Origin of the sequence: Clavibacter michiganensis (assembly GCF_021216655.1) — a bacterium.
In the GTDB taxonomy this organism is placed as follows: domain Bacteria; phylum Actinomycetota; class Actinomycetes; order Actinomycetales; family Microbacteriaceae; genus Clavibacter; species Clavibacter michiganensis.
Map to the genome: position 1 here is coordinate 1,709,669 of NZ_CP080437.1, position 26,165 is coordinate 1,735,833.

The following is a 26,165-nucleotide window of genomic DNA, read 5'->3' on the forward strand; positions in this document are numbered from 1 at the left end:
CATGGAAATCAGCATCGCGTACCCGCCCGAGCTCCCCGTCAGCCGGATGCGCGACGAGATCGCCGACGCCATCCGCGACAACCAGGTCGTCATCGTCGCGGGCGCGACCGGATCCGGCAAGACCACGCAGCTGCCGAAGATCTGCCTCGAGCTCGGCCGCGAGAGCATCGGCCACACGCAGCCGCGCCGGCTCGCGGCACGCACCATCTCGGAGCGCATCGCGGAGGAGCTCGGCGGCGAGGTCGGCCAGCTCGTCGGCTACCAGGTGCGCTTCACCGACAAGGTCTCGGCCGACACCCGCATCAAGCTCATGACCGACGGGATCCTGCTCAACGAGCTGCAGCGCGACCGGCTGCTCCGCAAGTACGACACGATCATCATCGACGAGGCCCACGAGCGCAGCCTCAACATCGACTTCCTGCTCGGCTACCTCAAGCAGCTGCTGCCGCGCCGGCCCGACCTCAAGCTCATCATCACGTCGGCCACCATCGACCCGCAGAGCTTCTCGAAGCACTTCGGCGACGCCCCCATCGTCGAGGTGTCCGGGCGCACGTACCCCGTGGAGATCCGCTACCGCCCGCTCGTCGCCGAGGCCGCCGTCGCGGGCGAGGACGACGACCTCGCCGACGCGCCGCTGGAGCGCCCGGCCGACGATCGCGACTTCCTCGAGGGGATCAACGCCGCGCTCGACGAGCTGGCGGCCGAGTCCTCGGGCGACGTGCTCGTGTTCCTCAGCGGCGAGAACGAGATCCGCGACGCCGAGGACGCGATCCGGAGCCGGAACCTCCCGCACACCGAGGTGCTGCCGCTCTACGGCCGGCTCTCGTCCGCCGACCAGCACCGCGTCTTCCAGCCGTCGACGCAGGCGGGCGTGCGCCGCCGCATCGTGCTCGCCACCAACGTCGCCGAGACGAGCCTCACGGTGCCCGGCATCAAGTACGTGATCGACGCCGGCACCGCCCGCATCTCGCGCTACTCCGTGCGCTCCAAGGTGCAGCGCCTCCCCATCGAGGCGATCTCGCAGGCGTCGGCGAACCAGCGCTCGGGCCGCTCCGGCCGCACGAGCGACGGCATCGCGATCCGCCTGTACTCCGAGGAGGACTTCGCCCGCCGGCCCGAGTTCACCGAGCCGGAGATCCTGCGCACGAACCTCGCGGCCGTGATCCTGCAGATGGTGTCGCTCGGCCTCGGCGACATCGCCGCGTTCCCGTTCCTGCAGCCGCCGGACTCGCGCGGCATCAAGGACGGCGTCGACCTGCTCACGGAGCTGGGCGCGGTCATCCGCTCCCCCGACGGGACGCCCGCGCTCACGAAGGTGGGCCGCGACCTCTCGCGCCTGCCGATCGACCCGCGGTTCGCGCGCATGGTCGTCGAGTCGCGCAAGCACGGCGTGAGCCGCGAGGTCATGATCATCGTGGCCGGCCTCACCATCCAGGACGTGCGCGAGCGGCCCCTCGAGAAGCGCCCGCAGGCCGACCAGCAGCACGCGCGGTTCGTGGATCCCGCGAGCGACTTCATCACCCTCCTCAACCTCTGGAACCACCTGGAGGAGAAGGAGGCCGAGCTCTCCTCGAGCGCGTTCCGCCGCATGTGCAAGGCCGAGTTCCTCAACTACGTGCGCGTGCGCGAGTGGAAGGACGTCTTCCGGCAGCTGCGGCAGCTCGCGCGCCCGCTCGACCTGCAGATGAACGAGCCCAAGGCCGACCCGGACGGGATCCACAGGTCGCTGCTCGCGGGCCTCCTCTCCCACATCGGGTTGAAGGACGCGCAGAAGAAGGACTACGTGGGCGCGCGCCAGTCCCGGTTCGTGGTGTTCCCCGGATCCGCGCTCGCGAAGAAGCAGCCCGACGCGATCATGAGCGCCGAGCTCGTCGAGACCAGCCGCCTGTTCGCGCGCACCAACGCGGCCATCGACCCGGCGTGGGCCGAGCCCATCGCGGGCGGGCTCGTCAAGCGCACCCACAGCGAGCCGCACTGGGAGAAGAAGCAGGGCGCGACCGTGGCATGGGAGCGCGTGACGCTCTACGGCGTCCCCATCGTGCTCAAGCGCCGCGTGCAGTTCTCGCGCATCGACCCCGCGTACGCGCGCGAGCTCTTCATCCGGCACGCGCTCGTCGAGGGCGACTGGGAGTCGCAGCAGGCGTTCGACCGCGCCAACCGGAAGCTCCGCGAGGAGCTCGCCGAGGTGGAGGAGCGCACGCGCCGCCGCGACATCCTCAACGACGACGAGGCCGTCTTCGAGTTCTACGACAAGCGGATCCCGCGCGACGTCGCCTCCACGCGCGCCTTCGAGGGGTGGTGGAAGAAGCAGCGCCAGGAGACGCCCGAGCTCCTCACCATGACCGCCGAGGAGCTCCTCGCGGAGGACGCGGTGGACGTCGACGAGGCCGCGTTCCCGCCCACCTGGCAGCAGGGCGACCAGCGCCTCTCGCTCACCTACCGCTTCGAGCCGGGTGCGCCCGACGACGGCGTGACCGTGCAGGTGCCGCTCGCGCTGCTCGCGCGCCTCAGCCCCGCCGGCTTCGACTGGCAGGTGCCCGGCATGCGGCGCGATCTCGTCACCGCCATGATCAAGGCCCTCCCGAAGGCGCTGCGCAAGAACGTGGTGCCCGCCGCCGACTGGGCCGACCGGCTCCTCGAGGGGCTGCCCGAGCCGGATCCGCAGCACCCGGTCGCGTTCACGACCACGATCGCGGGCCTCATCATGCGGAAGGCTCACGTGCGCGTCGCCGACGACGACTTCGACCTCGACCGGATCCCCGCCCACCTCCGCATGGCGTTCCGCGTGGTCGACGAGCGCGGCCGCGAGGTCGCCGCCGGCCGCGACCTCACCGAGCTGCAGGCGCGCCTGTCCAGCCGCGCCCGCGACAGCGTCGCCCGGGCCACCGCGCGGCCCGTCGAGCGCGTCGCCGGCGCATCAGGCGGCGCGCCCCGCGGCATGGAGCGCACGGGCCTCACCACGTGGGACCTCGACGAGCTGCCGCGCTTCGTCGACACCGCGCAGGGCGGCACGGGCGACAGCCGGCACGTCATCCGCGCCTACCCGGCGCTCGTCGACGAGGGATCCACCGTCGCGATCCGCCTCATGGCGACCGCAGAGGACCAGGCCCGCGCCATGCCCGGCGGCGTGCGGCGCCTGCTCGTGCTCGCCATCGCGAACCCCTCGGCATACGTGAAGCAGCACCTCACGAGCCAGGAGAAGCTCATGCTCGCGACGAGCCCGTACCCGAACGTGCAGGCCCTCTTCGACGACTGCCTGCTGGCCGCCATCGACCAGGTGCTCGAGCGCGTGGCCCCCGGCGGCGCGATCTACTCCAAGGAGCTCTTCGAGACCGCGCGCGACCGCGTCTCCGGCGTCGTCATGGACTCGATGTTCGACACGGTGGCGCTCGTGAACCGGATCCTCACCGGCGCGCGCGACGCCGAGCGCGCGATCAAGCAGGCCACGAGCATGCAGCTGATCGGCGCGCTCACCGACGCGCGCGAGCAGCTCGACGGCCTCGTGCACCCGGGCTTCGTCTCGGCCACCGGTCTCGCCCGGCTCCAGCGCCTGCCTGCCTACCTGTCCGGACTCACCCACCGTGTGCAGCGCCTGCCCGACCAGCCCGCGCGCGACCGCGCGTGGATGACCGAGGTGCTGAAGGCCACCGACCTCTACCGCGAGGCCGGCGGCGTCATCCCGTCCGCGCCGCACGCGCCCGAGTCGCTCGCGCACGCCCGCTGGATGCTCGAGGAGCTGCGCCTCAGCCTCTTCGCCCAGCACCTGCCGACGGCCGAGCCGGTGTCGCTGCAGCGGATCCGCAAGGTGCTCGCGGGCTGAGGCGCGGGCCGCGCCGCCGGTACCGTCGGCGCATGGCGCGGATCCCGGTCACGGGCATGTCCGGCGCCGGGAAGTCGACGCTCCTCGCCGAGCTCGCCCGGCGAGGGCACCGCACGCTCGACACCGACCTCGACGGCTGGACCCTGCCGGACGGCCGATGGGACGAGCCCCGGATGGCCCGCCTCCTCGACCGCGAGCCGCGCATCATCGTCTCCGGCACCGTCGAGGACCAGGGCGCGTTCCGCGATCGCTTCGCGCACGTCGTGCTGCTCAGCGCACCCCTCGACGTCCTGCTCGCGCGCGTCGCCGCGCGCACCGGGAACGACTACGGGAAGGACCCCGCCGAGCGCGAGGAGATCCGCCGGCGCACGCGGGAGGTGGAGCCGCTGCTCCGCCGATCCGCCGACGTCGAGCTCGACGGCCGGCGCGCGATCGCGGACTTGGCCGACGAGCTGGAGCGGCTGCCGGGCTGATCCGCGGCGGAGCCCCGGGCCCATGACGCGCGGGTGAGGGTGTGCAGTTTCATGAGAATGGTTCTCGATAAGCCGCTAGCCTGCATCTCGATCCGTGCCACCGCGCGGATCCCCACGCAGCTGCACGGAGGATCCCATGACCACGCTCCCCAGGAGGCATCCCGCGATCGTCGCGGCGCTGCTCGCCCTCGCGATCACGGCCGGAGCGGCCGGTTGCGCGCCGTCCTCCGCGTCGTCCGCCGACGCCGCCGCGTCCGGCGGCACGCTCCGCGCGGCCTTCCCCGGCGGCGGCGCGGCAGAGACGCTCGACTACCTGGTCGGCCCGACCGCGCTGGACTACGTGCGCGCACGGCTGGTCCACGCGCCCTTCTGCGAGATCGACGCGTCGGCGGCGGACGGCGTCGCCTACGGCGCCCTCTCCTCCATCGACGTGAGCCCCGACCTCTCCTCCTACACGCTGCACGTGCGGCCCGACGTGCCGTTCACCGACGGATCCACGCTCACCGCGGCCGACGTCATCTACTCGCTCCGCGCTCCCGGGCTGCTGCACGGCCTGCCCTTCACGCAGATCGTCGCGCGCGACCTCGACGTCGACGCCGCCACGGCCGTCGACGACCTCACGGTCACGCTCCCGACGCGCCATCCGGTCGCCGACGGGCGCCAGCTCATCTGCCAGAGCATGCTCGCCATCAAGGACGGCACCACGGAGTTCACCGAGTCGACGCCGTCCTCGGGGCCGTTCACCATCAGCGGGTTCGAGCCGGGGCGGAGCACGGTCCTCACCCGGAATGCGACGTTCTACGGGAACGCCCTCGGCACCGGACCGACCCTCGACTCCATCGAGCTGCTGTCCATCTCCGACCAGACCGCCCGCGAGGACGCGCTGCGCCAGGGCCAGGTCGACTACGCGAGCGGACTCGCCCCCGCGCAGGCGCAGGAGCTCACGGGCGCGTCCGGGATCACCGTCTCCACGAGCGAGCTGCCGTACGCCTCCTCGCTGCAGTTCGTGATGAACCCGGCCTTCGCCCCCTTCGCCGACGAGCGCGTGCGGGAGGCGTTCAAGCTGGCGATCGACCGCCAGCAGATCGTCGACACCGTCTACTTCGGCCATGCGTTCGCGGGCGACGACGTCCCGGGGCTCGGCTTCCCGAGCTACGACACGACCCTGCCCGTGCGCGAGCACGACCCGGACAAGGCGAGGGCGCTGCTCGCGGAGGCCGGCCAGAGCGGCATGGCCGTGACGCTCACGGCGGGCCCCGAGCTGCCCGGCATGGTCGAGACCGCGACGCTGATCGTGCAGGACCTCCGCGCGATCGGCGTCGACGCGACCCTCGCCGAGCTGCCCGCGGGCCAGCTCTACGCCGACTACGCGGCGTACCAGAAGCTGCCGTTCGCGGCCGGGTACACGCCGCCGGCGCTCTTCGAGCCGAACCACGTGCCCGGAGCCCTGCCCGAGGCGGACGCCCTCGTCGCCCAGGCGCGCAGCGCGGTCACCCCGGAGGCCCGGCTCGCCGCGTCGCACGAGGCGCAGCAGATCCTGTGGGCGAAGGGCTACACGATCGCGCCGGTGTTCGTGCCGTCGATCAGCGCGCAGTCCGACGGCGTGAGCGGCGTGCGCGAGCTGCAGTTCCCCGACCTGTCGCGGGCGACCGTCACCCGGGCCTCCGCAGGGTGAGGGCCGGGCCACCGCTCGCGGTCTGGATCGCCGGCCGGTGCGCCGCAGCGCTGCTGACCCTGCTGGCTCTCTCGGTCGTCGTGTTCCTGAGCGCGGCCGCGCTCCCGGGGGATGCCTCCGGCGCGCTCGCGGGCACCGGCGCGACGGCCGCGGAGCGCGCCGCCCTGCGGACGGACCTGGGCCTCGACCGCCCGGTGGCGGAGAGGTACCTGACCTGGGCCGCCGGCGCGCTGCACGGCGACCTCGGCCGCTCGCTCGTCTCCGGCCGCGAGATCGCGCCGGTCCTCGCCGAGCGCCTGGCCGACACGCTGACGATCACGGCCCTCGCGGTCGCGGTGATCGCCGTGGCCGCCACCGGCCTCGGCCTCGCGTCCGGCATGCGCGAGGGCAGCGCGGCCGACCGACTGGTCACCACCCTGACGGTGGTCATGATGGCGACCCCGGACTTCCTCGTCGCCACCGCGCTCCTCGTGCTCCTCACCTCGCTCGTGCCGGTGCTCCCGGCCGTCGCGCTCCTGCCGCTGGGCGACGCCGCGTGGCAGCATCCGGAGGTGCTCCTGCTGCCGGTCGCGACGCTCGCCCTCGCCGGCGCGGGCCCGGCCGCGCGGATGCTGCGCGCGGCCGTCGTCGACGTGATGCGCGCGCCGTTCATCGAGCACGCGCGGCTGCACGGGATCCGCGGTCCGCGCCTCGCGCTCGTGCACGTGCTGCCGAACGCGGCTGCTCCGGCGCTGCAGTCGCTCGCGCTGGTGGCTGCGGGGCTGCTCGGCGGTGGGATCGTCGTCGAGACGCTGTTCGGGGTCCCGGGCATCGGCCTGGAGCTCGCGCACGCGGTGTCCGCGCGGGACGTGCCGATGGTGCAGGCGGTCGCCCTCGTGCTCGGCGGCACGGCCCTCGCGATCCTGCTGGCGGGCGACGTCGGCGCGGCCCTCCTCCGACGCCGCCGGGGCGCGGAGACGGTGCGCGGATGAGCGACGCGCCCGCCGGATCCCGCGCCAGGGGCGGCGCCCGGACGCTCGCCCTGATCCTCGCCGCGAGCGTCGTCGCCGCCGCCCTCCTCGGGCCGCTGCTGCCGCTCGGGTCGCCGGACGAGGTCGTCGGCCGGCCGTTCGCAGGGCCGGATGCCGCGCATCCGCTCGGCACGGAGCTGCTCGGGCGCGACCTGCTCGCGCGCGTCGCGGCGGGCGGGCGGGGACTCGTGCTCGAGGCCGTCGCCGCGACCGTGGCCGCGAGCGTCGCGGGGCTCGCGCTCGGGATCTGGTCGGGGCTCCGCCCGTCCCGCGTGGCCGACGGGGCCGTGCGCGTCGTCGACGCCGTCGCCGCCCTGCCCGCGCTGCTGGTCCTGCTGGTCCTCGCCGCGGGCGCTCCGGGTGAGCCCGCGGCGATCGTCGCCGCCATCGCCCTCGTGAGCGCCCCCTTCTCCGTGCGCGTCATCCGGCAGCAGACGCGCATCGTCGCGGCGGCCGACCACGTCGTCCTCGCCCGAGCGCGGGGCGACGGGATCGGCAGCAGGCTGCGGCACGACATCCTCCCCGGGATCCGGTCGGTGGCCCTGGCGGACGCGGGCCTCCGCTTCATCGCCGCGCTCCAGCTCGCCGCGGCCGCCGGATTCCTCGGGATCGGCGCGAGCGCGCCCGCGGCGGATTGGGGGCGCATGGTCCGGGAGGACGTGGTCGGGATCCGCGCGAACGTGCTCGCGACCCTGGTGCCGGCGGGGCTCCTGGTGGTGGTCGCGCTCGGCGTCACGCTGGCGGTGGACGCGTCCGGCCGGCGGCGCGGGGCGGGCCGGTGATCCCCGCCGTCGAGGTGAGCGGCCTCACCATCCAGGGCGGGACCGGCGCGAGCGGCGCGAGCGGCACAGGCGCGGCGCTCCTCCGCGGGATCGACCTCCGCATCGCGCCCGGCGAGGTCGTCGGCCTGTCCGGGCCGTCAGGCAGCGGGAAGTCGACCCTCCTTCACGCGCTCCTCGGGCACCTCTCCCCCGGGACCTCGATCTCGGCGGGGACCGTCCGCGTCCACGGCGTGGATCCCCTCACCCCGGCCGGCCGCCGCCTCCTCCGCGGACGCGTCGTGGGGCACATGCCGCAGGATCCGGCGAGCGCCCTCGACCCCGCGCGCACCGCGCTCCACCACGTCCGCGAGGCGGCCCGCCGGTCCGCCGATCGCGCGGACCTCGGCCGGCTCGCCCTCGACGCCGCGCGCGACGCGCACCTCGACCCCGCGCTGCTGCGCCGTCGCGGATCCGAGCTCTCGGGCGGCCAGGCGCAGCGCGTGATCCTCGCGGCGCTCCTCGCCGCCCGGCCCGCGGTGGTCCTCCTCGACGAGCCCACGAGCGCGCTGGACGCCGAGACGACCGGCCTCGTCGCGCGTCACGTCACCCGCCTCCCGTGGCTCCCGACCGTCGTCATCGCCAGCCACGATCCCCATGTGCTCGCGCGGACCGGCGGACGCGTCATCACCCTGCGCGACGGCGTGCGGGGATCCGTCTCCCCGCCGGACGCCGCGCCCTCCCCGGACGCCCGCGGGCCGGCGACCGCCGGGGCGCGCACGGCTCCCGCCCTGCCCACCGCGTCCGCTCCCGCCGTCGACGTGTCCGGCCTCCGCATCCGGTTCGGCGCGCACCGGGTGGTCGAGGAGGCCTCCTTCGCCATCCCGCCCGGGGCGATGCTCGCGCTCCGCGGCCGATCCGGATCCGGGAAGACGAGCGTCGGCCGGGCGATCGCCGGCCTCCTCGTGCCGGAGGCGGGCACGCTCGACGTGGCGGGGGCCCGCGTCCCGTGGGCGGGCGACGACCGCACCCGATCCGAGAAGCCGCTCGTGATCCCGGTCCTCCAGGACTCCCGCGCCGCGCTGCACCCGGGCGAGACGGTGCGCACGGCCCTCGTCCGCGCGGGCCGCGCAGCTGGCCGCCAGGGCTCCACCTCCGCCGATCCCGCCGAGCTGCTCGCACGCTTCGGGCTGGACCCGCGCCTCCTCGAGCGCCGGCCGCACCAGCTGAGCGGCGGTCAACGCCAGCGCGTGGCGATCGCCCGGGCGATGGCCTCCGCACCGACCCTGCTGGTGTGCGACGAGGTCACCGCGTCCCTCGACGCCACCGCGGAGCGGATGGTGCTCGACGCCCTCGACGAGGCGCGGACGCGCACGGGCGTCGCGATCCTGCTCATCACGCACAGCCCGGCAGCGGCCGATCGCGCCCACCGGGTGCTCACGCTGGACGCCGGCCGTCTCGCCTGACGACGTCCTCGGTCGCCGCCCGGCTCCGTGCCCGTCGCCACGTCACGGCACGACGGCGAGGGGACTCCGGTCCCGGTCCTCCTGGAACGCGGGCTGGGACCAGAACAACCCGAAGGGCGCCGACAGCGGCTCGAGGACCTCGCGCGACAGCATCGCGCGGAGCAGCGGGAGGGGAAGGCGGGCGAGCCGGCGGATGACCGCGTACTGGGCGACGGTCCGGGGCCGCAGGAGCGTGATCGCCAGCTGTCGCTGGTCGTCCTCGCCGAGCCGGCTGGCCAGCTGTCGGAAGTCGCGCGTGCACGCGCGTGCGAACCGGTCCAGCTCGGCCTGGGTCTCCTCCCCTCCGAGGCGCCTGCGGAGGAACAGGTACGTGTTGAACGAGCCGCTCCGACGGTCCTCCTCGACCGACTGCAGGTCGTCCACGACCTCGAGGACCTCCAGCACGGGGCGGAGGCAGTCCACGAGCGCGTGCTGGTCCCGTCCCAGGAGGTCGAGCTGGATGCGCAGCTGGAGACGGATGTCGGCGGAGCGGAACCGGGAGAGCTCCTTCCAGACGGCGACGGGGTCGCCCTCCCCCTTCGCCGCCGCGAGCTCGAGCTCGAAGAGGCGCTCGATGCCCGCGATCTCCGACCGGTTCGCCGGGGTGTCGACGCCCAGATCCTGGAGCAGGCCGATGAGCACGTGCGCGTACGGGGTGTGCGCGGTGTCGCGGAGGGCCGCCTGGTCGTCCTCGGCGGCCTCGTCCCAGGCGTACACGGACGACGCGACGACCAGGCCGACCGCCCGCAGGCGGCTGAGGTCCAGCCGTCCGACGCCGAGGCCGATCGGGAAGTGCTCGATCGCCTGCCAGGCGCGGTTCGCCTTCACGATCGTGTGGGCCGAGGCGCGGATGCCGCTCCAGCTCGCCGGCGGCGACGTGGGTTCGGCCGGATCCGCCCCGATGCCGATGCGGGTCAGGTCGAGGACAGGCGTCCGCGCGGCCCGGGAGGCCGCCCTGCTCTGCTTGCTCATCGGGCCGCCGTCCCCTCGTCCTGGCGGGCGTCGACGACGTCGTGTCCCGTCGTCTTCGCCTCGTCGGGCTCCGGGCCCGGCCAGATGGTCCACCCGATCGGGAAGATGGTGAGGATGGCCAGGATCATGGTCAGCCGGGAGATCCACTCCTCCAGGGCGGTGGTCCGCGGGGGGTCGCCGACGTAGGCGATGGCCGCGACGAGGAGGCCGCACGAGATCACCCACGAGACCACCGTCATCGCCCACGCCTTCCACTCCCGGCGGGTCCGTGCGCGGCCGGTGCGGGGAGGCGGCGTCGGCTTCTCCCCGCCGGCGAAGCGGTACGCGAAGCGCGCGTCGAGCCACCGGACCATGGAGTGCCCGAACACGATGGACAGTCCGAGGTACGCGGCGGCCAGGCCGTGCGTCCAGTTGGCCGTCGCCCCGTCGCGCAGGTCGATCGTCGCGGCGACCAACAGGACCAGGTCGACCACGGGCACGCAGGCGAGGAGCACGGCGCCGAGGACGCGCTGACGCAGCACGTACCTGGCCCCGAGCCCGGCCGCGAGGATGAGCCAGAAGCCGATCTCGCAGGCGATGATGATGGCGACGATCACGGTCGTACCTCCTGGGTGCGGGTGGGTGGATCGATCACGGTCGTACCTCCTGGGTGCGGGTGGGTGGATCGATCACGGTCGGCGGGAGGGCCGACAGCGACACGGGGACGGTGAGCACGCGGGTGGCGCGCCGGTCCCTGGCACGCGCATCCGCGCGGGACCCGACGGAGCAGCAGGGAGGCGTCCTGGCCCCCTGGCCCGGAGGAGTCGGACAGCGCCGCATCGAGCGCCACGGCGGGCGATGCACAGGGCACGAGGTCGGATGCGGGGAGCCGGTCGTCGTCGAGGGCGGCGCCGGGGGCGCGGTGCCGTCCCGGAGACCGACGACGCTCAGCACGGCCTCTGCTCCATCTGGAGGGAGGATGTCGCGCGTGCCGCATCGCGAATGGGGGCCAGCGGCCCCAGCCTCAGATTCCGCCGTCGATTCCTTCATCATCCCCCCGAATGATCACGCGCTACCGGCAGACGAATGGCGCATCACGTGAATCGTCGTGATCACGAATCGCCGTGATCACGCATTCGCCCACTGTAGGCGATCCATATTCCGCGGTCAACGGGTGATGCGCGGAATCAGATCGTGCTAGGCGCGCGAAGAGGCGCAGATGGTCACGACCGGATTCACCGCTGAACCTGCCTCCTGCTGGCTCTCGTGCGCGAGGCGAGCGAAGGGGAGGTGAGGAAAGAAGCCGATCAGCCACGGTGACGACCCCGGAACGGGGGCACGCCGCTCCGGGCCGCGGATGCAGGAGAAGACGACGCGCACCCATCTCGAATCCACCTCGGCAGCAGCCCAGGCGCACGTTCGAGAAGACGCGTGGGCGCCCTCGCGCGATCGACGCAGAATGCGCTCGACGCTCTCCGTGAGACGCGCGTCCGTGAACCGGTACCTGCCCGCGCGTCGGATCTCCCGACCCGCGCACGACCCGGGAGAGGCGATCGCGAGAAGGATTCCGCGTGAATGACGCAGGATTCCCGGTGCCGTCACGGACGATGGTCCCCGGCTCCACCGGCGGATCATCGCGACCCGCTCATCGGCCCGCACCCGGCTCCGCACCCGTCGCCACGGGACGCTCCAGCCGGTTCGCCCACGCCGACCACGAGCCCGGGTACAGCGCCGAGTCGATCCCGGCGATGGCGAGCGCCGCGATCTCGTGCGCGGCCGTGACGCCCGAGCCGCAGTAGACGCCCACCACGTCGCCCGGTCGGATGCCGAGGGCCGCGAAGCGCGCCCGCAACGCGTCGGCCGGCAGGAACGCGCCGTCCGCGTCGAGGTTCCCGGTGGTCGGCGCGCTCACGGCGCCGGGGATGTGCCCGGCGCGCGGATCCACCGGCTCGACCTCGCCGCGGTACCGCTCCCCCGCGCGCGCGTCGACGAGCGTCCCGGAGCGCGCGATCCCCGCGGCGGCGTCCTCGTCGAGGGACGGCAGCGCGCCGCGCGTGAGCGTCACGTCGCCGGGCTCCGGCACGGTGGATCCCGTGGCCAGCGGCAGGCCCGCCGCGACCCAGGCGGGCAGCGCGCCGTCGAGGATCCGCACGTCCGGGAGCCCCGCATCGCGCAGCAGCCACCATGCGCGCGCGGCCGCCGTGTTGCCGCCGCCGTCGTGAACGACGACCGTGTCGCCCTGCCGGATCCCCCAGCCGCGCGCCGCGCGCTGGAGGTCGGCCGTCGCGGGCAGCGGGTGCCGCCCGTCCTCGGGCGCGCCGTGCCCCGCGAGCTCCGTGTCGAGGTCCGCGTACACGGCGCCAGGGATGTGCCCGGCCTCGTGCAGCGGCCGACCGGGAGGGCCGCCGAGCGACCAGCGCACGTCGAGCACGCGCACGTCGTCGCGGGTGCGGAGGGCGTGGTCGAGCTCCGCGGGGGTGATGAGGATCTCCATCACCCCATGCTCGCAGCGTCGTCCGCGATCAGCCCAGCGGCTTCTGGAAGCAGACCGAGTTCGTGACCGGGATGTACGGCGGGTACACGTCGATGGGCAGCCAGCCCGCGGTCGCGTAGAGCTGGATGGCGTCGGGCTGCCGGTCGCCCGTCTGCAGGATCAGCCGACGCGCGCCGCGCTCCCGGGCCACGCGCTCCAGCTCCGCCATGAGCACGCGGGCGAGGCCCGTTCCGCGGTGCGCCGGATCCACGACCACCTTCTTCAGCTCGAGCTCGTCGCCGAGGTGCCGGATGACGCCGTGCGCCGCCGCGTCCCGGTCGTCGCCGTCGAGGACGAGCAGCACGACGGCCTCGACGTCGGCCGGGTCGAACGCGAACGCGACCGCGGCCTTGGCGGGCCAGTCGGGGTCGTCGGCGTGACGCCCCTCGTAGCGCACGTCCATCTCGGCCTCCATGGCCGCGCGGATCCGTGCCCCGCGCGCGTCATCCCAGCCGACCACCTCGGTGCGGTACGCCCGTCCGTCGCGTGCGACGTGCGGAGCCCCGGTCTCCTGCTCGGTCATGCTCCCTCTTCCTCCGGGCCCGACCGGATGCCGGTGCGGGCACGACGACGCCCGCACCGGCATCCGGGTGGATGCGCGGCGCGGGCGGCGTCGATGGTGCGGTGCCGCGGTCTCCCGCGACGAGTCGCTCTGTCCTACTTGGCGCCGACGGTGGCCGACGCGTTCGACTCGTACGACGTGTTGGTCGACTCGAAGAAGTTGACGAGCTGCAGCGTGTCGTTCGCCGTGGCCATCCACTTCGCCGGGTTCGAGACCTTGTACTCGGCCTCGAAGCCGAGCTCCTCCAGGCGGCGGTCGGCCAGGTACTTCACGTACTGGTTGATGTAGTTCGCGTTGAGCCCGAGGATCCCGTTGGGCAGGAGGTCGCGGTTGTACTGCTCCTCCATCTCGACGGCGTCGAGGATCATCTGCTTGATCTCGGCGGCGAACTCCTCCGTCTGCAGGTCGGGGTTCTCCTCGAGCACCGTGAGGATGAGGTTGATCCCGAACTTCAGGTGCAGCGACTCGTCGCGCACGATCCAGTCCATGAGCGAGCCGAAGTTGCGCAGCAGGTTCCGCTGGCGGAACGACAGCGACACCATGAAGCCCGAGTAGAACCAGATGCCCTCGAGGATCACGTTGTACGCGACGAGATTCCGGACGAAGTCCTTCTTGCCCTCGGTGGTGGTGATGTCGAGGGTCTGCTCGGTCATGCGCTTGATGAACTTGACCTCGAACTCCTCCTTGCGCGCCATCGACGGGATGTCGACGTGGGAGTTGTACGCGGCCTCGCGGTCGATCGGGAACGTCTCCAGGACGTACTCGAACGACATGCAGTGGTTCGCCTCCTCCCACATCTGCTTCGCCAGGTAGAGGTGGCACTCCGGCGCGTTGATGTAGGGGTAGACGCCGAACGCGAGCGCCTTGTTCACCAGGAGCTCGTTCGGGTTGAAGTAGCTCATGAGGAACGTGATCGCGTGGCGCTCCTCGTCCGTCATCTTCTTGAAGTCCGCGATGTCCTCGCCGAGCTGGATCTCGTTGGGGAACCACGTGTTGGCGACGGCCTGGTCGTACAGGTCCATGGCCCACTGGTAGTTGACGGGCTTGAGGAGGAGGCCCTCCTGGATTCCCGTGCCGAGGATCTTCGACATTGGTGACTCTTCTTCCCTTTGTGGTTCTAGCTCGTGGTTCGTGAGGGGGCGGGCCGCACCGCGATGGCTGCGCGGCCCGCTGCTGCGGTCCTGCCTACTGGCAGGAGTCGCACTGGAGCTCGTCCATGGGGTCCATGGGGACGACGTAGTCGCCGAACGTGTCGTCGTTCATCAGCGTGCACCTCCCACTCCGCCGAAGCCGAAGCCCTTGCGGGGCGCGGGAGCGGACTGCGGGGCCGGGGCCTCCGCGGTCGCCGTGGATGCGGGAGCGGCCGACGCGGGGACGGCCGCGGGTGCGCCGCCGCCGAATCCGCCGAAGCCCTTGCGCTTCGTGCCGTCGGCGTCCTGCGACTTGTCGACCTTCACGGTCGACTGCTCGGCCGTGTGACGCGGCTTCATGTGCAGGTAGTACGTGGTCTTGACCCCGCGCTCCCAGCCGGCGAAGTAGATGTCCATCATGTCGCCGAGGTCGCGCGTCTCGAGGTACATGTTGCGGCTGATGGCCTGGTCGATCCACTTCTGCGCGCGCGCCGCGACCTCGAGGAACGCGTACGGCGAGAGCTGGAAGCTCGTGCGGTACGTGGCCTTGACGTGATCCGGGATGGCGGCGATGTTCTGGATGTCGCCCTGGCTGCGCAGGATGTTCTCGCGCACGGTCTCCCAGATGCCGAGCTCCTGCAGGTCCTTCACGAGGTTCCGGTTGACCTCGAGGAACTTGCCCGAGGAGGTGGAGCGGCTGAAGATCTGCGAGAACTGCGGGTCGAGGCCGGGCGTGGTGCCCGCGACGAGGCCGATGGACGCGGTGGGCGCGATCGCCATGAGCGTCGCGTTGCGCATGCCGCCCTTGACCTTGGCGCGCAGCGCGTCCCAGTCGAGGCGCGTGGTGCGGTTGACCTTGACGGGCACGCCGCGGTCGGCCTCCATGAGCGCGATCGAGTCGAGCGGCACGAGGCCCTCCGACCAGCGCGAGCCCTCGAAGTTCGGGTACGCGCCGCGCTCCTTCGCGAGATCGGCCGACTCGTCGATGGCCGCGTAGGAGACGTGCTCCATGATCTCGTCGATCAGGTCGTACGACTCCTCCGACTCGTAGGAGTAGCCGAGCTTCTCGACGATGTCGGTGAAGCCCATGACGCCGAGGCCCACCGCGCGGTTCTGCTGGTTGGAGAAGTCCGCCTCCTTCACGCTGGAGCGCGTGATGTCGATGAGGTTGTCGAGCTGGCGCACCGCGAGGCGCGCGCTCTGCTCGATCTTCGCGAAGTCGACCTTGCCGTCGGCGAAGTGCTGCGACAGGTTGATCGACGCCAGGTTGCAGACGGAGACGTTGTCCTCGTCCTGCGGCAGCGTGATCTCGGTGCAGAGGTTCGAGAGGTGGATCGTGCCCGTGTTGTTGTTCAGGGCGCGGTTGTTGATCGTGTCCTTCCAGGTCAGCCACGGGTGGCTGGTGGTCTGGAGGGAGATGAGGATCGACTTGAACTGCTCGCGCGCCTTGATGCGCTTGAACATGCGGATGCGACCGGCCTCGGCCTCGGCGACGTAGAACGCGTAGCGCTCCGAGAATGCCTTGCCGTAGAGCTCGTTGAGGTCGGAGACCTCCAGCGGGTCGAAGAGGAACCAGTCGTCGTCGTTCTGCACGCGCTTCATGAACTCGTCGCTGATCCACACGGCCGTGTTGGCGGTGCGGGTGCGGCGGTACGGGTCGCCCGAGTTCTGGCGCAGGTCGAGGAACTCGGGGAAGTCGAGGTGCCAGTTCTCCATATAGAAGCACAGGGCGCCGAACTTCTTGCCGCCGCGGCTGACGGCGCGGAGCACCGAGTCGATGGTGTGCATGAACGGGATCGGGCCCGTGGAGGTGGTGTTGTTCGAGCGGATGGGCGAGCCCTGCGCGCGCAGCTTGGAGACGGAGAGGCCGATGCCGCCCGTGCCCTTGGTGAGCCACATGACGTCGCGCGTGGTCTTCGCGATGTGCTCGATGTCGTCCTGCATCTCCATGACGAAGCAGTTCGCGAGCTGCGGGTAGATGGTGCCCGCGTTGACGAGGGTGGAGCCGGCCGCGAGGTACTCGAGCTTCGACATCTTCTCGTAGAAGGCGATGGCGGTCTCGGTCGGGTTCTGCTCGTTGAGCGTGAGGCCCATCGCGATGCGCATCCAGAAGTACTGGGGCACCTCGAGGGCGTCGCCGTTGCGGCCCTTGATGCCGTAGCGGTTGTTCAGCGTGACGACGCCGATGTACTTGAGCAGCTCGTCGTGCGCGGGCTCGAGGGCCTGGGCGAGGCGCTCCAGGTCGAACAGCTGCACGAGGCGGGAGTCGAGGAGCATCTCGTCGACGCCGCGCTGGATGTTGCGGGCGAAGTGCTCCGCGTGGAGGCGCTTGAGCTCCTCGGGCGACGAGTAGTCGCCGAGGACGCGCTTGTAGATGGTCTTGAGGAGGAGGCGCGCGGCGACGGTGTCGAACGCCGGGTCGTCCTTCACGTTCTGGAGCGCGACCTGGATGACGGCCTCATCCAGCTGCTGCGTGGTGATCCCGTCGAAGAGGGTGATCTCCAGCTCGGACGCGATCTGCGTGACCCAGCCGATGTTCTCGTCGAGGCCCTGCGTCGCGTCCTCGATGGCCAGGTTGATGCGGTTCGCGTCGTACGGCTCCCGCGTGCCGTCGCGCTTCACTACGGTGATGGACACTCTGCTCCTCGTCGTCTTCATCGTCCGCGCTGATCGGCGGCGGACTGTCCTGCGGTCGGCGGTGACGCGGTGCGGGACGTGCCCGTCGCCTGCGCCTCACCAGCCCTGGTCCTCACCAGGGGAAATACTCGGCGAGCCCTCGTCCGCCCTGCTCCGCGGAGCCAGGACGATGGGGGTTGCCCGCCGTCCCATCACTATATATGCGGGCACCCGGCCGAGCCCAACCCCATATGTAGTGGGCGTGTCGTCCACAGGTGTGGACAACTCCGCGGACTTGTCCACAGGTTCCACAGGCTACGGAGCGCCGCCGACATCGCTGTCCGGTGGCGCCCGGGGCTGCGGGAGGAGGCCTCCCGGCCGGTAGGATCTGACCCTCGTGAGCACGTACGGAAGCCTCCTCAAGACCCGCGGCGTGGGCCGGATCATCGCCGCCCAGCTCGTGGCGCGCTTCCCGGGCGGCATGCTCTCGCTGGCGTTCCTCATGCACGTCGAGCGGATCCACGAGTCGTACGGCGCGGCCGGCCTCGTGCTCGCGGCGACGAGCATCGGCCAGGCCGTCGCCGGGCCGCTCACGAGCCGCTGGATGGGCGTGTGGGGCATGCGACCGGTGCTCATCCTCACGTCGGTCGTCTGCACGGTCGCCGTCGTCGCGGTGGCGCTCGGCGACGAGAGCACGTCCGTCCCCGTGTTCATGGTGCTCGGCCTCGTCGCGGGTCTCGCCAACCCGCCGGTGCAGCCGGCCGTCCGCACCATCTACCCCAAGATGGTCAACTCCAAGCAGCTCACGCCCCTGTTCTCCCTCGACGCGTCGGCGCAGGAGATCATCTGGGTGCTCGGGCCCGTCATCGCGACGTTCCTCGCGATCCAGGTGGACACGAGCGCCGGGATCCTCGTGGCGGCAGCCTTCCTCGTCGGCGGCGGCGCGTGGTTCATCTCCTCCCCCGAGCTCGGCCGGGTCCGCATCCCGCGCAGCAAGCGCCGGTTCGGCGTGGTCCTCGGGCGGCCGCCCGTGCTCCTCAGCACCGTGGTCGGGTTCCTCCTCATCGCGGCGTGCTCCGCCATCGAGGCCGGCGTCGTGGCGGTGTACGGGCACGGCGGACCGGAGGCCGGCTTCGTGCTCGCGATCTTCGCGGTCGGCTCGCTCATCGGCGGCCTCTCGCTCGGGCACATCCCGATCAGCCCGTGGGCGATGGCCCGGCGGCTCACGATCATCCTGGTCGGCACCGCCCTGGCCGCCGTGTGGATGCAGTTCGCCTGGCTCTCCGTCTTCCTCTTCCTGGCGGGCGTCGGAATCGCGCCGGCGCTGGCCGTGCTGTTCGCCGTGGTCTCGTCGTCGGTGCGCTTCAGCGACACCGCGGAGGCCTACGGCTGGGTCGGCACCGGGCAGCTCATCGGCGCCGCGCTCGGATCCGCCGCGGCCGGCTTCGTCATCGACGCGCAGGGGGCGCAGGGCGCGTTCGTCGTCGCGGCGGCGCTGCTCGCGGCCGGCACGGCCATCGCCGCCGTCTTCCACCGGCACAGCCCGGACCTCCGCGGCCGCGACGCCGGCCCCATCCCGGACACGGAGCCCGTCCCGGTCATGACCTGACGGTCGGGCCACGCCTCGGGCACCCCGCCGCATCCGCGCCCCAGAGTCTCCGCTCCCGCGGAAAAACGACTCCTCCCGCTGGATAGTGTGAGGGCATGACCTCTCAGCAGACCCCTCTGACCACGCGCCGTCTGCGCGCCGGGATCGCCGGGCTGGGCCTCGCGCTCGGCCTCGCGCTCGCCGGGTGCAGCTCGCCGGCCGCCGACGACGCCGCGACGCCCACCCCGTCCGCATCCGCATCCGCCGAGGCCGCGCGCCCCACGCCCGAGGCGACGACCGAGGGCGATGCCGGCTCCGGCGACGCCGCGGCCCCTGGATCCCGCGAGGCCATCGCCGCGAAGACCCGCGACATCGCGTGCGGCCTGAAGGACAAGTCCACGCTGGAGGAGTCGGACGTGCAGGCGTTCCGCGACCTCGGCACCGAGATCTCCGCCTCGACCGAGAGCGGCGCCGCGGCCGCCGGCCAGCAGATCACCGCCCTCGCCGACCAGATCGCGCCCGGCGTCGGCCAGCCGATCAGCGACGAGCTGAAGACGCAGATGTCCAGCGCCTGCGACTCGCTGCAGTAGCCCTCCCGCACGGAAGACGGCCCCGGCCAGCGCGATGCTGACCGGGGCCGTCGTCTGCCCGGCGCGACTACCAGCGCGGGTGGACCGCCGCGCGGAAGTACCGGTCGTAGATGTCCGCCACCTGGCGCTCGAAGACCTCGCCGAGGGCGGGGGCGTCGCCGGCGCGCGCGTTGGCCTGCGCCTGCTCCGCATTGCGGGCGCCGGGGATCACCGTGGAGACGCCCTCGCGCTGCACGATCCAGGCGAGCGCGACCTGCGCGGGCGTGAGGTCGGGCGCGGCCTCGTGCGCGGCGGCCGCGAACTCGCGGGCCGCGGCGACGCCGTCGTCGTAGTCGACGCCCGAGAAGGTCTCCCCCACGTCGAACGCGGCGCCGCCGCGGTTGAAGTTGCGATGGTCGGTCTCGGCGAAGGTCGTGTCCGCGGTGTAGCGGCCGCTGAGGAGCCCGGAGGCGAGCGGCACGCGGGCGACGATCCCGACCCCCGCCTCGACGGCGGCCGGCAGCACGCGGTCGAGCGGCTTGAGGCGGAACGCGTTGAGGATGATCTGCACGCTCGCGACGCCCGGGCGCGCGATGGCGAGGAGGGCCTCGTCGGTCGTCTCGACGCTCACGCCGTAGGACGCGATCGCGCCGTCGGCGACGAGCTCGTCGAGGGCATCGTAGACGCGGTCGCTCGAGAACACGGGCGTGGGCGGGCAGTGCAGCTGCACGAGGTCGAGCGTGTCGACGCCGAGGTTCCGGCGGGACCGGTCGGTCCACTCGCGGAAGCGGTCGAGGGTGAAGTTCGCGGGATCCTGCGCGTCGCGGCGACCCATCTTTGTCGCGACCGTTACGCCGGCGTCCGGGTGCGCGTGCAGCCAGGATCCGATGATCGTCTCGCTGCGGCCGTCGCCGTAGACGTCGGCCGTGTCGAAGAAGGTGATGCCCGCCTCGGCCGCGGCGTCGAGCACGGCGAGCGCGTCGTCCTCGGCCACGTCACCCCAGTCCCCGCCGAGCTGCCATGTCCCGAGTCCGATGACCGAGACGTTCCGATGGGTCCTGCCGAGGCTTCTCTGCTCCATGCGTCGAGCCTACGCGCGGGGGACGCCCGCCTCGCGGTCGTCGCTCGCGGCCCGGGCGGGCCGGCGGCGGAGGGCGTGCACGGCGAGCGCGGCGATCACGGCCATCGGGCCGCCCGCGACGACGCCCGGCGCGAGGGTCACGAGCAGGGGCACGGCGTCGAGGAGCCAGCGCTCGCCCAGCGGGTCGCCGAAGCTCGAGTACGGCATGGAGGTCGCGATGCGGGCGGCGAGCGCACGGAGGCCCAGGCCCGCGGCGGGGAAGGCGACGGCGAGGATCCAGAGCGTCGGGGCGAGCCAGCCGGCGAGGGCCGGGCGGTCGGCCGCTCGAGGGACGGACGGCGCCGGCGTCTCGTGCGTCTCCGGGTTGCCGGTCGTCGAGGTCGGACCGGGGACGTCGGCGCCCGCCTGCGGATCCGTCCGCGGATGCGGTGCCGGAGCTGGACCGGAGTCCAGCTGGAACGCCGGGTCGAACCGCGGATCCACGCCGGCGGGCTCGCCGTCCCCGTCCGACCTCCGCGTCATGACGGTCAGGCTACGCCCGGGCGGGGACCAGGATGCTTGGCGGACGCTAGTGCTCGTCATGGGGTGCTCATAGGGTCGCCGGGTGTGATCTCCTCATGGCCCCCATCGGGCCACCCGAGACACGAAGGACCCGTCATGAACGAGACACCCCAGGAGCCGACCGGACGTCCGGACGAGGCCCCCATCGACGACACCAGCTCGACCGACGCGCACGCCCCTGCTGCGGCTCCGGCCCCGGCCCCGGCCGAGACCGCGCAGCCCGCCTGGCCGGCGCCCGCCGGTCCCGCGGCCGACGGCCCCACCGCACCCGAGGCACCCCGCGCACCCGCCGCGCCCGCGGCGTGGACCGCCCCGACCGACGCGCACGCCACCGCGGGACCCGCGGTCGGCGCCGGCGCCCCCGCCGCGCAGCCGACGGCGCAGCAGCCCGCCGCCCAGCAGCCCACCGCCGCCTACGCCACCGCGATGCCCGCCGGGGGCCACCCCGCCGGATCGCCGTGGCCCGCCCCCGCGACCGACGCCTTCGGACGCCCGTACGCCGTGGACGCGGCCGGGAACCCCGTCCCGCCGAAGCGCATGCACCGCGGCCTCCGCACGGGCCTCATCGCCGGGGCGTCCGCCCTCGCGCTCCTCCTCTCCTTCGGCAGCGGCACGGCCGTGGGCTTCATGGCCGACCTCGGCCGCTCGAGCTCGCAGGCCGGGAGCACGCAGATCCAGGACCCGGGCTCCTTCACGCCGGGCCAGGGCTTCGGCCGCGGCACGACCACGCTGCCCGGGCAGGGATCCGGCAGCGGCTCCGGCTCGGGATCCGGCACGCAGTCCGGCACCGGGCGGGGCACCTCGGTCACCTCCCCCGAGGCGACCACCGCGCAGAAGGCCGGCGTCGTCACCATCGACTCCGCGCTCACCTACGAGAACGCGGCCGGTGCCGGCACGGGCATCATCCTGTCGTCCGACGGCACGATCCTCACCAACAACCACGTCGTCAGCGGCGCCACCAGCATCCGCGTCACGGTCGAGTCGACCGGCAAGGCCTACGTCGGGAAGGTCGTCGGCACCGACGCCACGAACGACGTCGCGGTCCTCAAGCTCGAGGACGCGTCGGGGCTCACGCCGGCGAAGCTCGACACCGACGGCGTCCAGGTCGGCGAGGCCGTCACGGGCGTCGGCAACGCGGGCGGCACGGGCACGCTCACCGCGGCGACCGGCCAGGTCACGGCGCTCGGCCAGACCATCACGACGCAGTCCGAGGGCACGGCCGCGGGCGAGACGCTCACCGACCTGATCCAGACGGACGCGGCGATCGTCTCCGGCGACTCCGGCGGGCCGCTCGTCGACGCGGAGGGCGAGGTCGTCGGCATCGACACGGCCGCCTCGTCGGGCTCCGCGCAGATCGCCGGGTTCGCGATCCCGATCGACAAGGCCGTGTCCATCGCGAAGCAGATCGAGAGCGGAGTCGAGTCCGGCACCGTGAAGATCGGCTACCCGGCGTTCCTCGGCGTGCTGCTCGCGGACGGCGCGGGCACCGTGGCGGGCGCGCCCGTCCAGGGCGTCGTCGACGGATCCGGCGCCGCGAAGGCGGGCCTCGCCCAGGGCGACGTCGTCACCTCGGTCGACGGGAAGGCCGTCGCCTCGGCGTCCGAGCTCAGCGCGGCGATCTCCGCGCACAAGCCCGGCGAGTCGGTGGAGCTCGGGTGGACCACCGCGGCCGGCGCCGAGAAGACCGGCACCGTGACCCTCACCGAGGGCCCCGTGAGCTGATCCGCTCCCCTCACGACGACGACGGCCCGTCCCGCATCGCGCGGGACGGGCCGTCGTCGTGCGGCGCGCGTCAGCTCCGGGTCACGTCCAGCACCACGACCGCCCAGGACAGCGCCGGGAGCGTGAGCGTCAGGCGCCCGCCCTCCGCGTGCACGCCCTCGAGCGGCACGAGTCCGACCTGCTCGCCCGACTCGAGCGTGTTGCTCGCGTGCCGGTCGCCGCCGTCGGGCACGCGCAGGACCTCGGCGCGGAGGATCCGGCCGACATCGAGCCCGCGCAGCGCGACCTCGGTCGACGCGTCCTCCTCGAGCCCGCGGTTGGCGAAGAAGAGCGACACGGTGCCGGCCTCGTCGTCCCAGGTCGCGCTCACGTCGACCACGTCGGCGGTGCCGAAGCGGTCGTTGTCGTAGCGGTCGCTGTCGACCTCGACCTGGAGGATCCGGCCGGTCGCGAGCTGCGCCATCCGGGCGAACGGCCAGAAGATCGACTGCCGCCAGGCAGGCCCCGCCTCCTCGCTGCGGATCGGCGCGATCACGTTGACGAGCTGCGCCTGGTTCGCGATCTTCACCCGGTCGCCGTGCCGCAGCAGCGAGTTGAGCAGCGTGCCGACGACCACCGCGTCGGTGACGCTGTACTCGTCCTCGATGACCCGCGGGTGCTCGCGCCAGCCCGCCTTCTCGATGCGGTGCGGCTGGTCCTCGCCGTCCAGCCCGCGCTGGTACCAGACGTTCCACTCGTCGAACGAGAGGTCGATGCGCTTGCGGTTCTTCAGGCGCGCGCCGGTCGCGTCCGCGGTCGCCACGACCGACTCGATGAAGAAGTCCATGTCGACGGCGCTCGCGAGGAAGCTCCGCACGTCGCCCTCGTGCTCCTGGTAGTAGGCGTGCAGCGAGACGTAGTCGACGACGTCGTACGTGTGGCCGAGCACGGTCTGCTCCCACTGGCCGAAGGTCGGCATGCCCGAGTTGGAGCTGCCGCACGCGACCAGCTCGATGCTCGGATCCACCAGCCGCATGGCCTTGCCCGCCTCCTGCGCGAGGCGGCCGTACTCGTCGGCGGTCTTGTGCCCGATCTGCCACGGCCCGTCCATCTCGTTGCCGAGGCACCAGAGCTTGATGTCGAAGGGCTCCTCAGCACCGTTCCGGCGCCGCATGTCGGAGTACTTCGATCCGCCGGGGTGGTTCGCGTACTCCACGAGCGAGCGCGCCGCGTCGACGCCGCGCGTGCCGAGGTTGATGGCCTCCATCACCTCGACGCCCGCGGCCCTCGACCAGCCCACGAACTCGTGCAGGCCGAACGCGTTGGTCTCCACCGTGTGCCAGGCACCGTCGAGTCGGCGAGGCCGGTCCTCGACGGGGCCCACGCCGTCCTCCCAGTCGTAGCCGGAGACGAAGTTGCCGCCGGGGTACCGGACGACGGTCGCGCCGAGCTCCCTGGTGAGGTCGAGCACGTCCTGCCGGTAGCCCTCGGGCGTCGCGGTCGGGTGGCCGGGCTCGTAGATGCCGGTGTAGACGCAGCGGCCCATGTGCTCGACGAACGAGCCGAAGAGCCGACGGGGCACGTCGCCGATGGTGAAGTCGCGGTCGATGGTGATGCGGGCGCGGGTCATGGGCGTCCTCCTGGACGTGAGGCCCGGGCGCGTGCGTCCCGGGCGGGATGGGTGGATCTGCGGGTCGGGTCGGTGGGCGCGGGGCGGATCACTGCCCGCCGAACCCGGTGGTCGATATGCCCTTGATGATCTGGCGCTGGAAGAAGAGGAACACCAGGATCAGCGGCAGCGCGGCGAGCACGGCCGACGCCATGTTCTGGGCGTACTGGATCCCGTAGGCGTTCTTCACCGTCTGCAGGCCGACCGGCAGGGTCATGAGGGTGGCGTCGTTCGTGGCGATGAAGGGCCAGAGGAAGTTGTTCCACGCGCCGATGAAGACGAAGATCGCGACCGCCGAGAGGATGGGGCGCGACAGCGGCATCACGATCTGCAGGAACACGCGCACGCGTCCGGCACCGTCGACGCGCGCGGCGTCCTCGAGCTCGATCGGGATCTGGTCGAAGAACGCCTTCAGGATGAACACCATGGCGGGCTGCGCTATCTGGGGCAGGATCACGGCCCAGAGGGTGTCCACCAGGTTGAACGACAGCATCTGGTAGAAGAGCGGGACGATGAGGATCTGCGGCGGGATGATGATCGACGCCACGATCGCCCCCATCAGCACCTTGCGGCCGCGGAAGTCGATGCGGCTCAGCGCGTAGCCGGCGAGCGCCGAGAACACGACCGCGACGACCGTGATCACCGTGCTGGTGAGCAGGCTGTTCCAGGTCCACAGCGGGATCGTGCCGCCGTTGAGCACGGAGGCGTAGGCGTCGAGCGTGAAGCCGCCGGCCGGGAAGATCGTCACCGGGAAGGCCGCGGCGTCCGTCTCCGACTTGAACGACGTGAGCACCGCCCAGAGGAACGGCAGCAGCCACGCGGCGGCGAGCACGATGAGGATCAGGAGCGCGGCGATGCGCGACGGCTGGAACCGGGGCGTCCCGGTGCGGCCCTGGCGGGCGACGGCGCCGGTGGCGGGCCTCCGGGCGAGCGTGCCGGAGGAGAAGGCGGGACGGGTGGCGGTGGTCATGACTTCCTCCGTGTCGCGGTGAACTGGATGACCGAGATCACGACGATCAGGGCGAAGAAGATGTAGGAGATGGCGGCCGAGTAGCCGAAGCGGAAGCCCGTGAACCCGGTCTCGAAGACGTACTGCACGATGGGCCGCGTCGAGCCGCCCGGCCCGCCGGCGGTCATCTGGTAGATCTGGTCGAAGACCTTGAGCGACGCGAGCACCTGCAGGATCGCGAGGAGCGCGGTGGTCGGGGCGAGCTGCGGGATCGTGATGGAGAACAGCTGCCGCCACTTGCCCGCGCCGTCGAGCGCGGCCGCCTCGTACTGCTGGTCGGGGATGTTCTGCAGCGCCGCCAGGTAGATGAGGAAGTTGAACCCGACGGTCCACCACACGGTGGTGACGACGACGCTCGTCATGGCGAGGTTCGAGTCCTGCAGCCACGCGGGCTGCGGGAGGCCGAAGGCGCCGGCGATCGCGTTGACGACGCCGAGCTGCGGGTTGTACATCCAGAGCCAGAACAGCGACACGACGGTGGACGCGAGGAGGAACGGCAGGAAGAACGCGAGCCGCCAGAGCCACTGGCCCGGGAGGCCGAGGTTCACGAGGAGCGCGAGCACGAGGCCGACGACCAGGAGGGGGATGGTGCTCGCGATCGTGAACACCACGGTGTTGCCGAGAGAGCGCCACATCTGGCTGTCGCCGAACGCCTCGAAGTAGTTCGCGAAGCCGATGAGCTCGCTGTTGGCGCCCGTGAGGCTCTGCCCGGTGAGGCTCTGGTAGAAGCCGTAGAGCACCGGCCAGACCAGGAACACCAGGAAGGTGATGAGGAACGGGGCGATGAAGAGCAGGCCCTGGGTCTGCTCCTTGGCCTTGACCTTGGGCTGGCCGACCGCGGGTCGCGGGGAGGCCGGCCCGGCCGCGGGGGCGACCGGGGTGGGTGGTGCTGCTGTCGTCACGAGTGGACTCCTTCGTCGTTTCGCTGGGAAGAGGGTGCGGCGCCGCGCACGG

At 72.4% G+C, this 26,165-nt stretch carries 20 protein-coding genes; 9 read left to right on the plus strand and 11 right to left on the minus strand.

The annotated features are described in order from the left end of the window. Window position 1 precedes the first annotated feature (1 nt). The 6 genes from hrpA (at window position 2) to K0V08_RS16065 (ending at window position 9,202) form a co-directional block, all read left to right on the plus strand. On the plus strand, window positions 2–3,820 hold the full coding sequence (hrpA, locus tag K0V08_RS07935; protein ID WP_079534831.1) for an ATP-dependent RNA helicase HrpA: 3,819 nt from the start codon (window positions 2–4) through the stop codon (window positions 3,818–3,820). Between the two features lie 32 nt (window positions 3,821–3,852). After that, on the plus strand, window positions 3,853–4,293 hold the full coding sequence (locus tag K0V08_RS07940; protein WP_079534833.1) for an AAA family ATPase: 441 nt from the start codon (window positions 3,853–3,855) through the stop codon (window positions 4,291–4,293). Between the two features lie 136 nt (window positions 4,294–4,429). Continuing rightward, window positions 4,430–5,968, plus strand: a complete 1,539-nt coding sequence (locus K0V08_RS07945) for an ABC transporter substrate-binding protein (RefSeq protein WP_079534834.1) — start codon at window positions 4,430–4,432, stop codon at window positions 5,966–5,968. After that, the gene (locus K0V08_RS07950) at window positions 5,965–6,939 is read left to right on the plus strand and encodes an ABC transporter permease (protein WP_079534836.1); all 975 of its coding nucleotides are present in this window, start codon (window positions 5,965–5,967) and stop codon (window positions 6,937–6,939) included. The genes K0V08_RS07945 and K0V08_RS07950 overlap by 4 nt, the downstream gene beginning before the upstream one ends. Beyond that, complete coding sequence (locus K0V08_RS07955) at window positions 6,936–7,760, plus strand: ABC transporter permease subunit (protein WP_079534838.1); 825 nt, start codon at window positions 6,936–6,938, stop codon at window positions 7,758–7,760. Before K0V08_RS07950 ends, K0V08_RS07955 begins: the two co-directional genes overlap by 4 nt. After that, window positions 7,757–9,202, plus strand: a complete 1,446-nt coding sequence (locus K0V08_RS16065) for an ABC transporter ATP-binding protein (RefSeq protein WP_079534840.1) — start codon at window positions 7,757–7,759, stop codon at window positions 9,200–9,202. Before K0V08_RS07955 ends, K0V08_RS16065 begins: the two co-directional genes overlap by 4 nt. Before the next feature lie 42 nt (window positions 9,203–9,244). Here the strand turns inward: K0V08_RS16065 and K0V08_RS07970 are convergent, their stop codons facing one another. From K0V08_RS07970 to K0V08_RS07995, 6 genes are all read right to left on the minus strand, one after another. Beyond that, a complete protein-coding gene (locus tag K0V08_RS07970) occupies window positions 9,245–10,213 on the minus strand; it encodes a hypothetical protein (RefSeq protein ID WP_012039113.1) in 969 nt (322 codons plus the stop codon). Beyond that, window positions 10,210–10,809 (minus strand): hypothetical protein, encoded by a 600-nt coding sequence (locus K0V08_RS07975; protein WP_012039114.1) that lies wholly within the window; start codon window positions 10,807–10,809, stop codon window positions 10,210–10,212. The genes K0V08_RS07970 and K0V08_RS07975 overlap by 4 nt, the downstream gene beginning before the upstream one ends. 1,028 nt (window positions 10,810–11,837) lie before the next feature. Then, window positions 11,838–12,686: a sulfurtransferase gene (locus tag K0V08_RS07980; RefSeq protein ID WP_079534842.1), complete on the minus strand. Its 849-nt coding sequence runs from the start codon at window positions 12,684–12,686 to the stop codon at window positions 11,838–11,840. A gap of 28 nt (window positions 12,687–12,714) precedes the next feature. Beyond that, complete coding sequence (locus K0V08_RS07985; RefSeq protein WP_012039116.1) at window positions 12,715–13,248, minus strand: GNAT family N-acetyltransferase; 534 nt, start codon at window positions 13,246–13,248, stop codon at window positions 12,715–12,717. Between the two features lie 134 nt (window positions 13,249–13,382). Next, complete coding sequence (locus K0V08_RS07990; protein ID WP_012039117.1) at window positions 13,383–14,378, minus strand: ribonucleotide-diphosphate reductase subunit beta; 996 nt, start codon at window positions 14,376–14,378, stop codon at window positions 13,383–13,385. Window positions 14,379–14,549: 171 nt separating this feature from the next. Continuing rightward, window positions 14,550–17,054 carry a ribonucleoside-diphosphate reductase subunit alpha gene (locus K0V08_RS07995; protein WP_012039118.1) on the minus strand — a complete coding sequence of 835 codons (2,505 nt, stop codon included), beginning with the start codon at window positions 17,052–17,054 and terminating at the stop codon, window positions 14,550–14,552. Between the two features lie 376 nt (window positions 17,055–17,430). Here K0V08_RS07995 and K0V08_RS08000 point away from each other — a divergent pair, with 376 nt between their 5' ends. Continuing rightward, on the plus strand, window positions 17,431–18,642 hold the full coding sequence (locus tag K0V08_RS08000) for an MFS transporter (RefSeq protein WP_012039119.1): 1,212 nt from the start codon (window positions 17,431–17,433) through the stop codon (window positions 18,640–18,642). Window positions 18,643–18,737: 95 nt separating this feature from the next. Next, entirely contained in the window at window positions 18,738–19,211 is a 474-nt protein-coding gene (locus K0V08_RS08005) for a hypothetical protein (RefSeq protein WP_079534844.1), read from the plus strand. Window positions 19,212–19,278: 67 nt separating this feature from the next. On the opposite strand, the gene K0V08_RS08010 is transcribed toward K0V08_RS08005, so the two are convergent. Then, window positions 19,279–20,271, minus strand: a complete 993-nt coding sequence (locus K0V08_RS08010) for an aldo/keto reductase (protein WP_079534846.1) — start codon at window positions 20,269–20,271, stop codon at window positions 19,279–19,281. Between the two features lie 9 nt (window positions 20,272–20,280). Then, the gene (locus tag K0V08_RS08015) at window positions 20,281–20,793 is read right to left on the minus strand and encodes a hypothetical protein (RefSeq protein WP_228511053.1); all 513 of its coding nucleotides are present in this window, start codon (window positions 20,791–20,793) and stop codon (window positions 20,281–20,283) included. Between the two features lie 135 nt (window positions 20,794–20,928). Between K0V08_RS08015 and K0V08_RS08020 the strand changes: the two genes are divergently transcribed. Next, the gene (locus K0V08_RS08020) at window positions 20,929–22,554 is read left to right on the plus strand and encodes a S1C family serine protease (protein ID WP_228511055.1); all 1,626 of its coding nucleotides are present in this window, start codon (window positions 20,929–20,931) and stop codon (window positions 22,552–22,554) included. A 70-nt stretch (window positions 22,555–22,624) separates the two neighbouring features. Here K0V08_RS08020 and arfA read toward each other — a convergent pair whose 3' ends face one another. From arfA to K0V08_RS08035, 3 genes are all read right to left on the minus strand, one after another. Next, on the minus strand, window positions 22,625–24,163 hold the full coding sequence (gene arfA, locus K0V08_RS08025; protein ID WP_079534850.1) for an arabinosylfuranosidase ArfA: 1,539 nt from the start codon (window positions 24,161–24,163) through the stop codon (window positions 22,625–22,627). A gap of 88 nt (window positions 24,164–24,251) precedes the next feature. Next, window positions 24,252–25,172 carry a carbohydrate ABC transporter permease gene (locus K0V08_RS08030; protein WP_079534852.1) on the minus strand — a complete coding sequence of 307 codons (921 nt, stop codon included), beginning with the start codon at window positions 25,170–25,172 and terminating at the stop codon, window positions 24,252–24,254. Next, window positions 25,169–26,113: a carbohydrate ABC transporter permease gene (locus K0V08_RS08035; protein WP_079534854.1), complete on the minus strand. Its 945-nt coding sequence runs from the start codon at window positions 26,111–26,113 to the stop codon at window positions 25,169–25,171. The genes K0V08_RS08030 and K0V08_RS08035 overlap by 4 nt, the downstream gene beginning before the upstream one ends. Window positions 26,114–26,165: the final 52 nt, after the last annotated feature.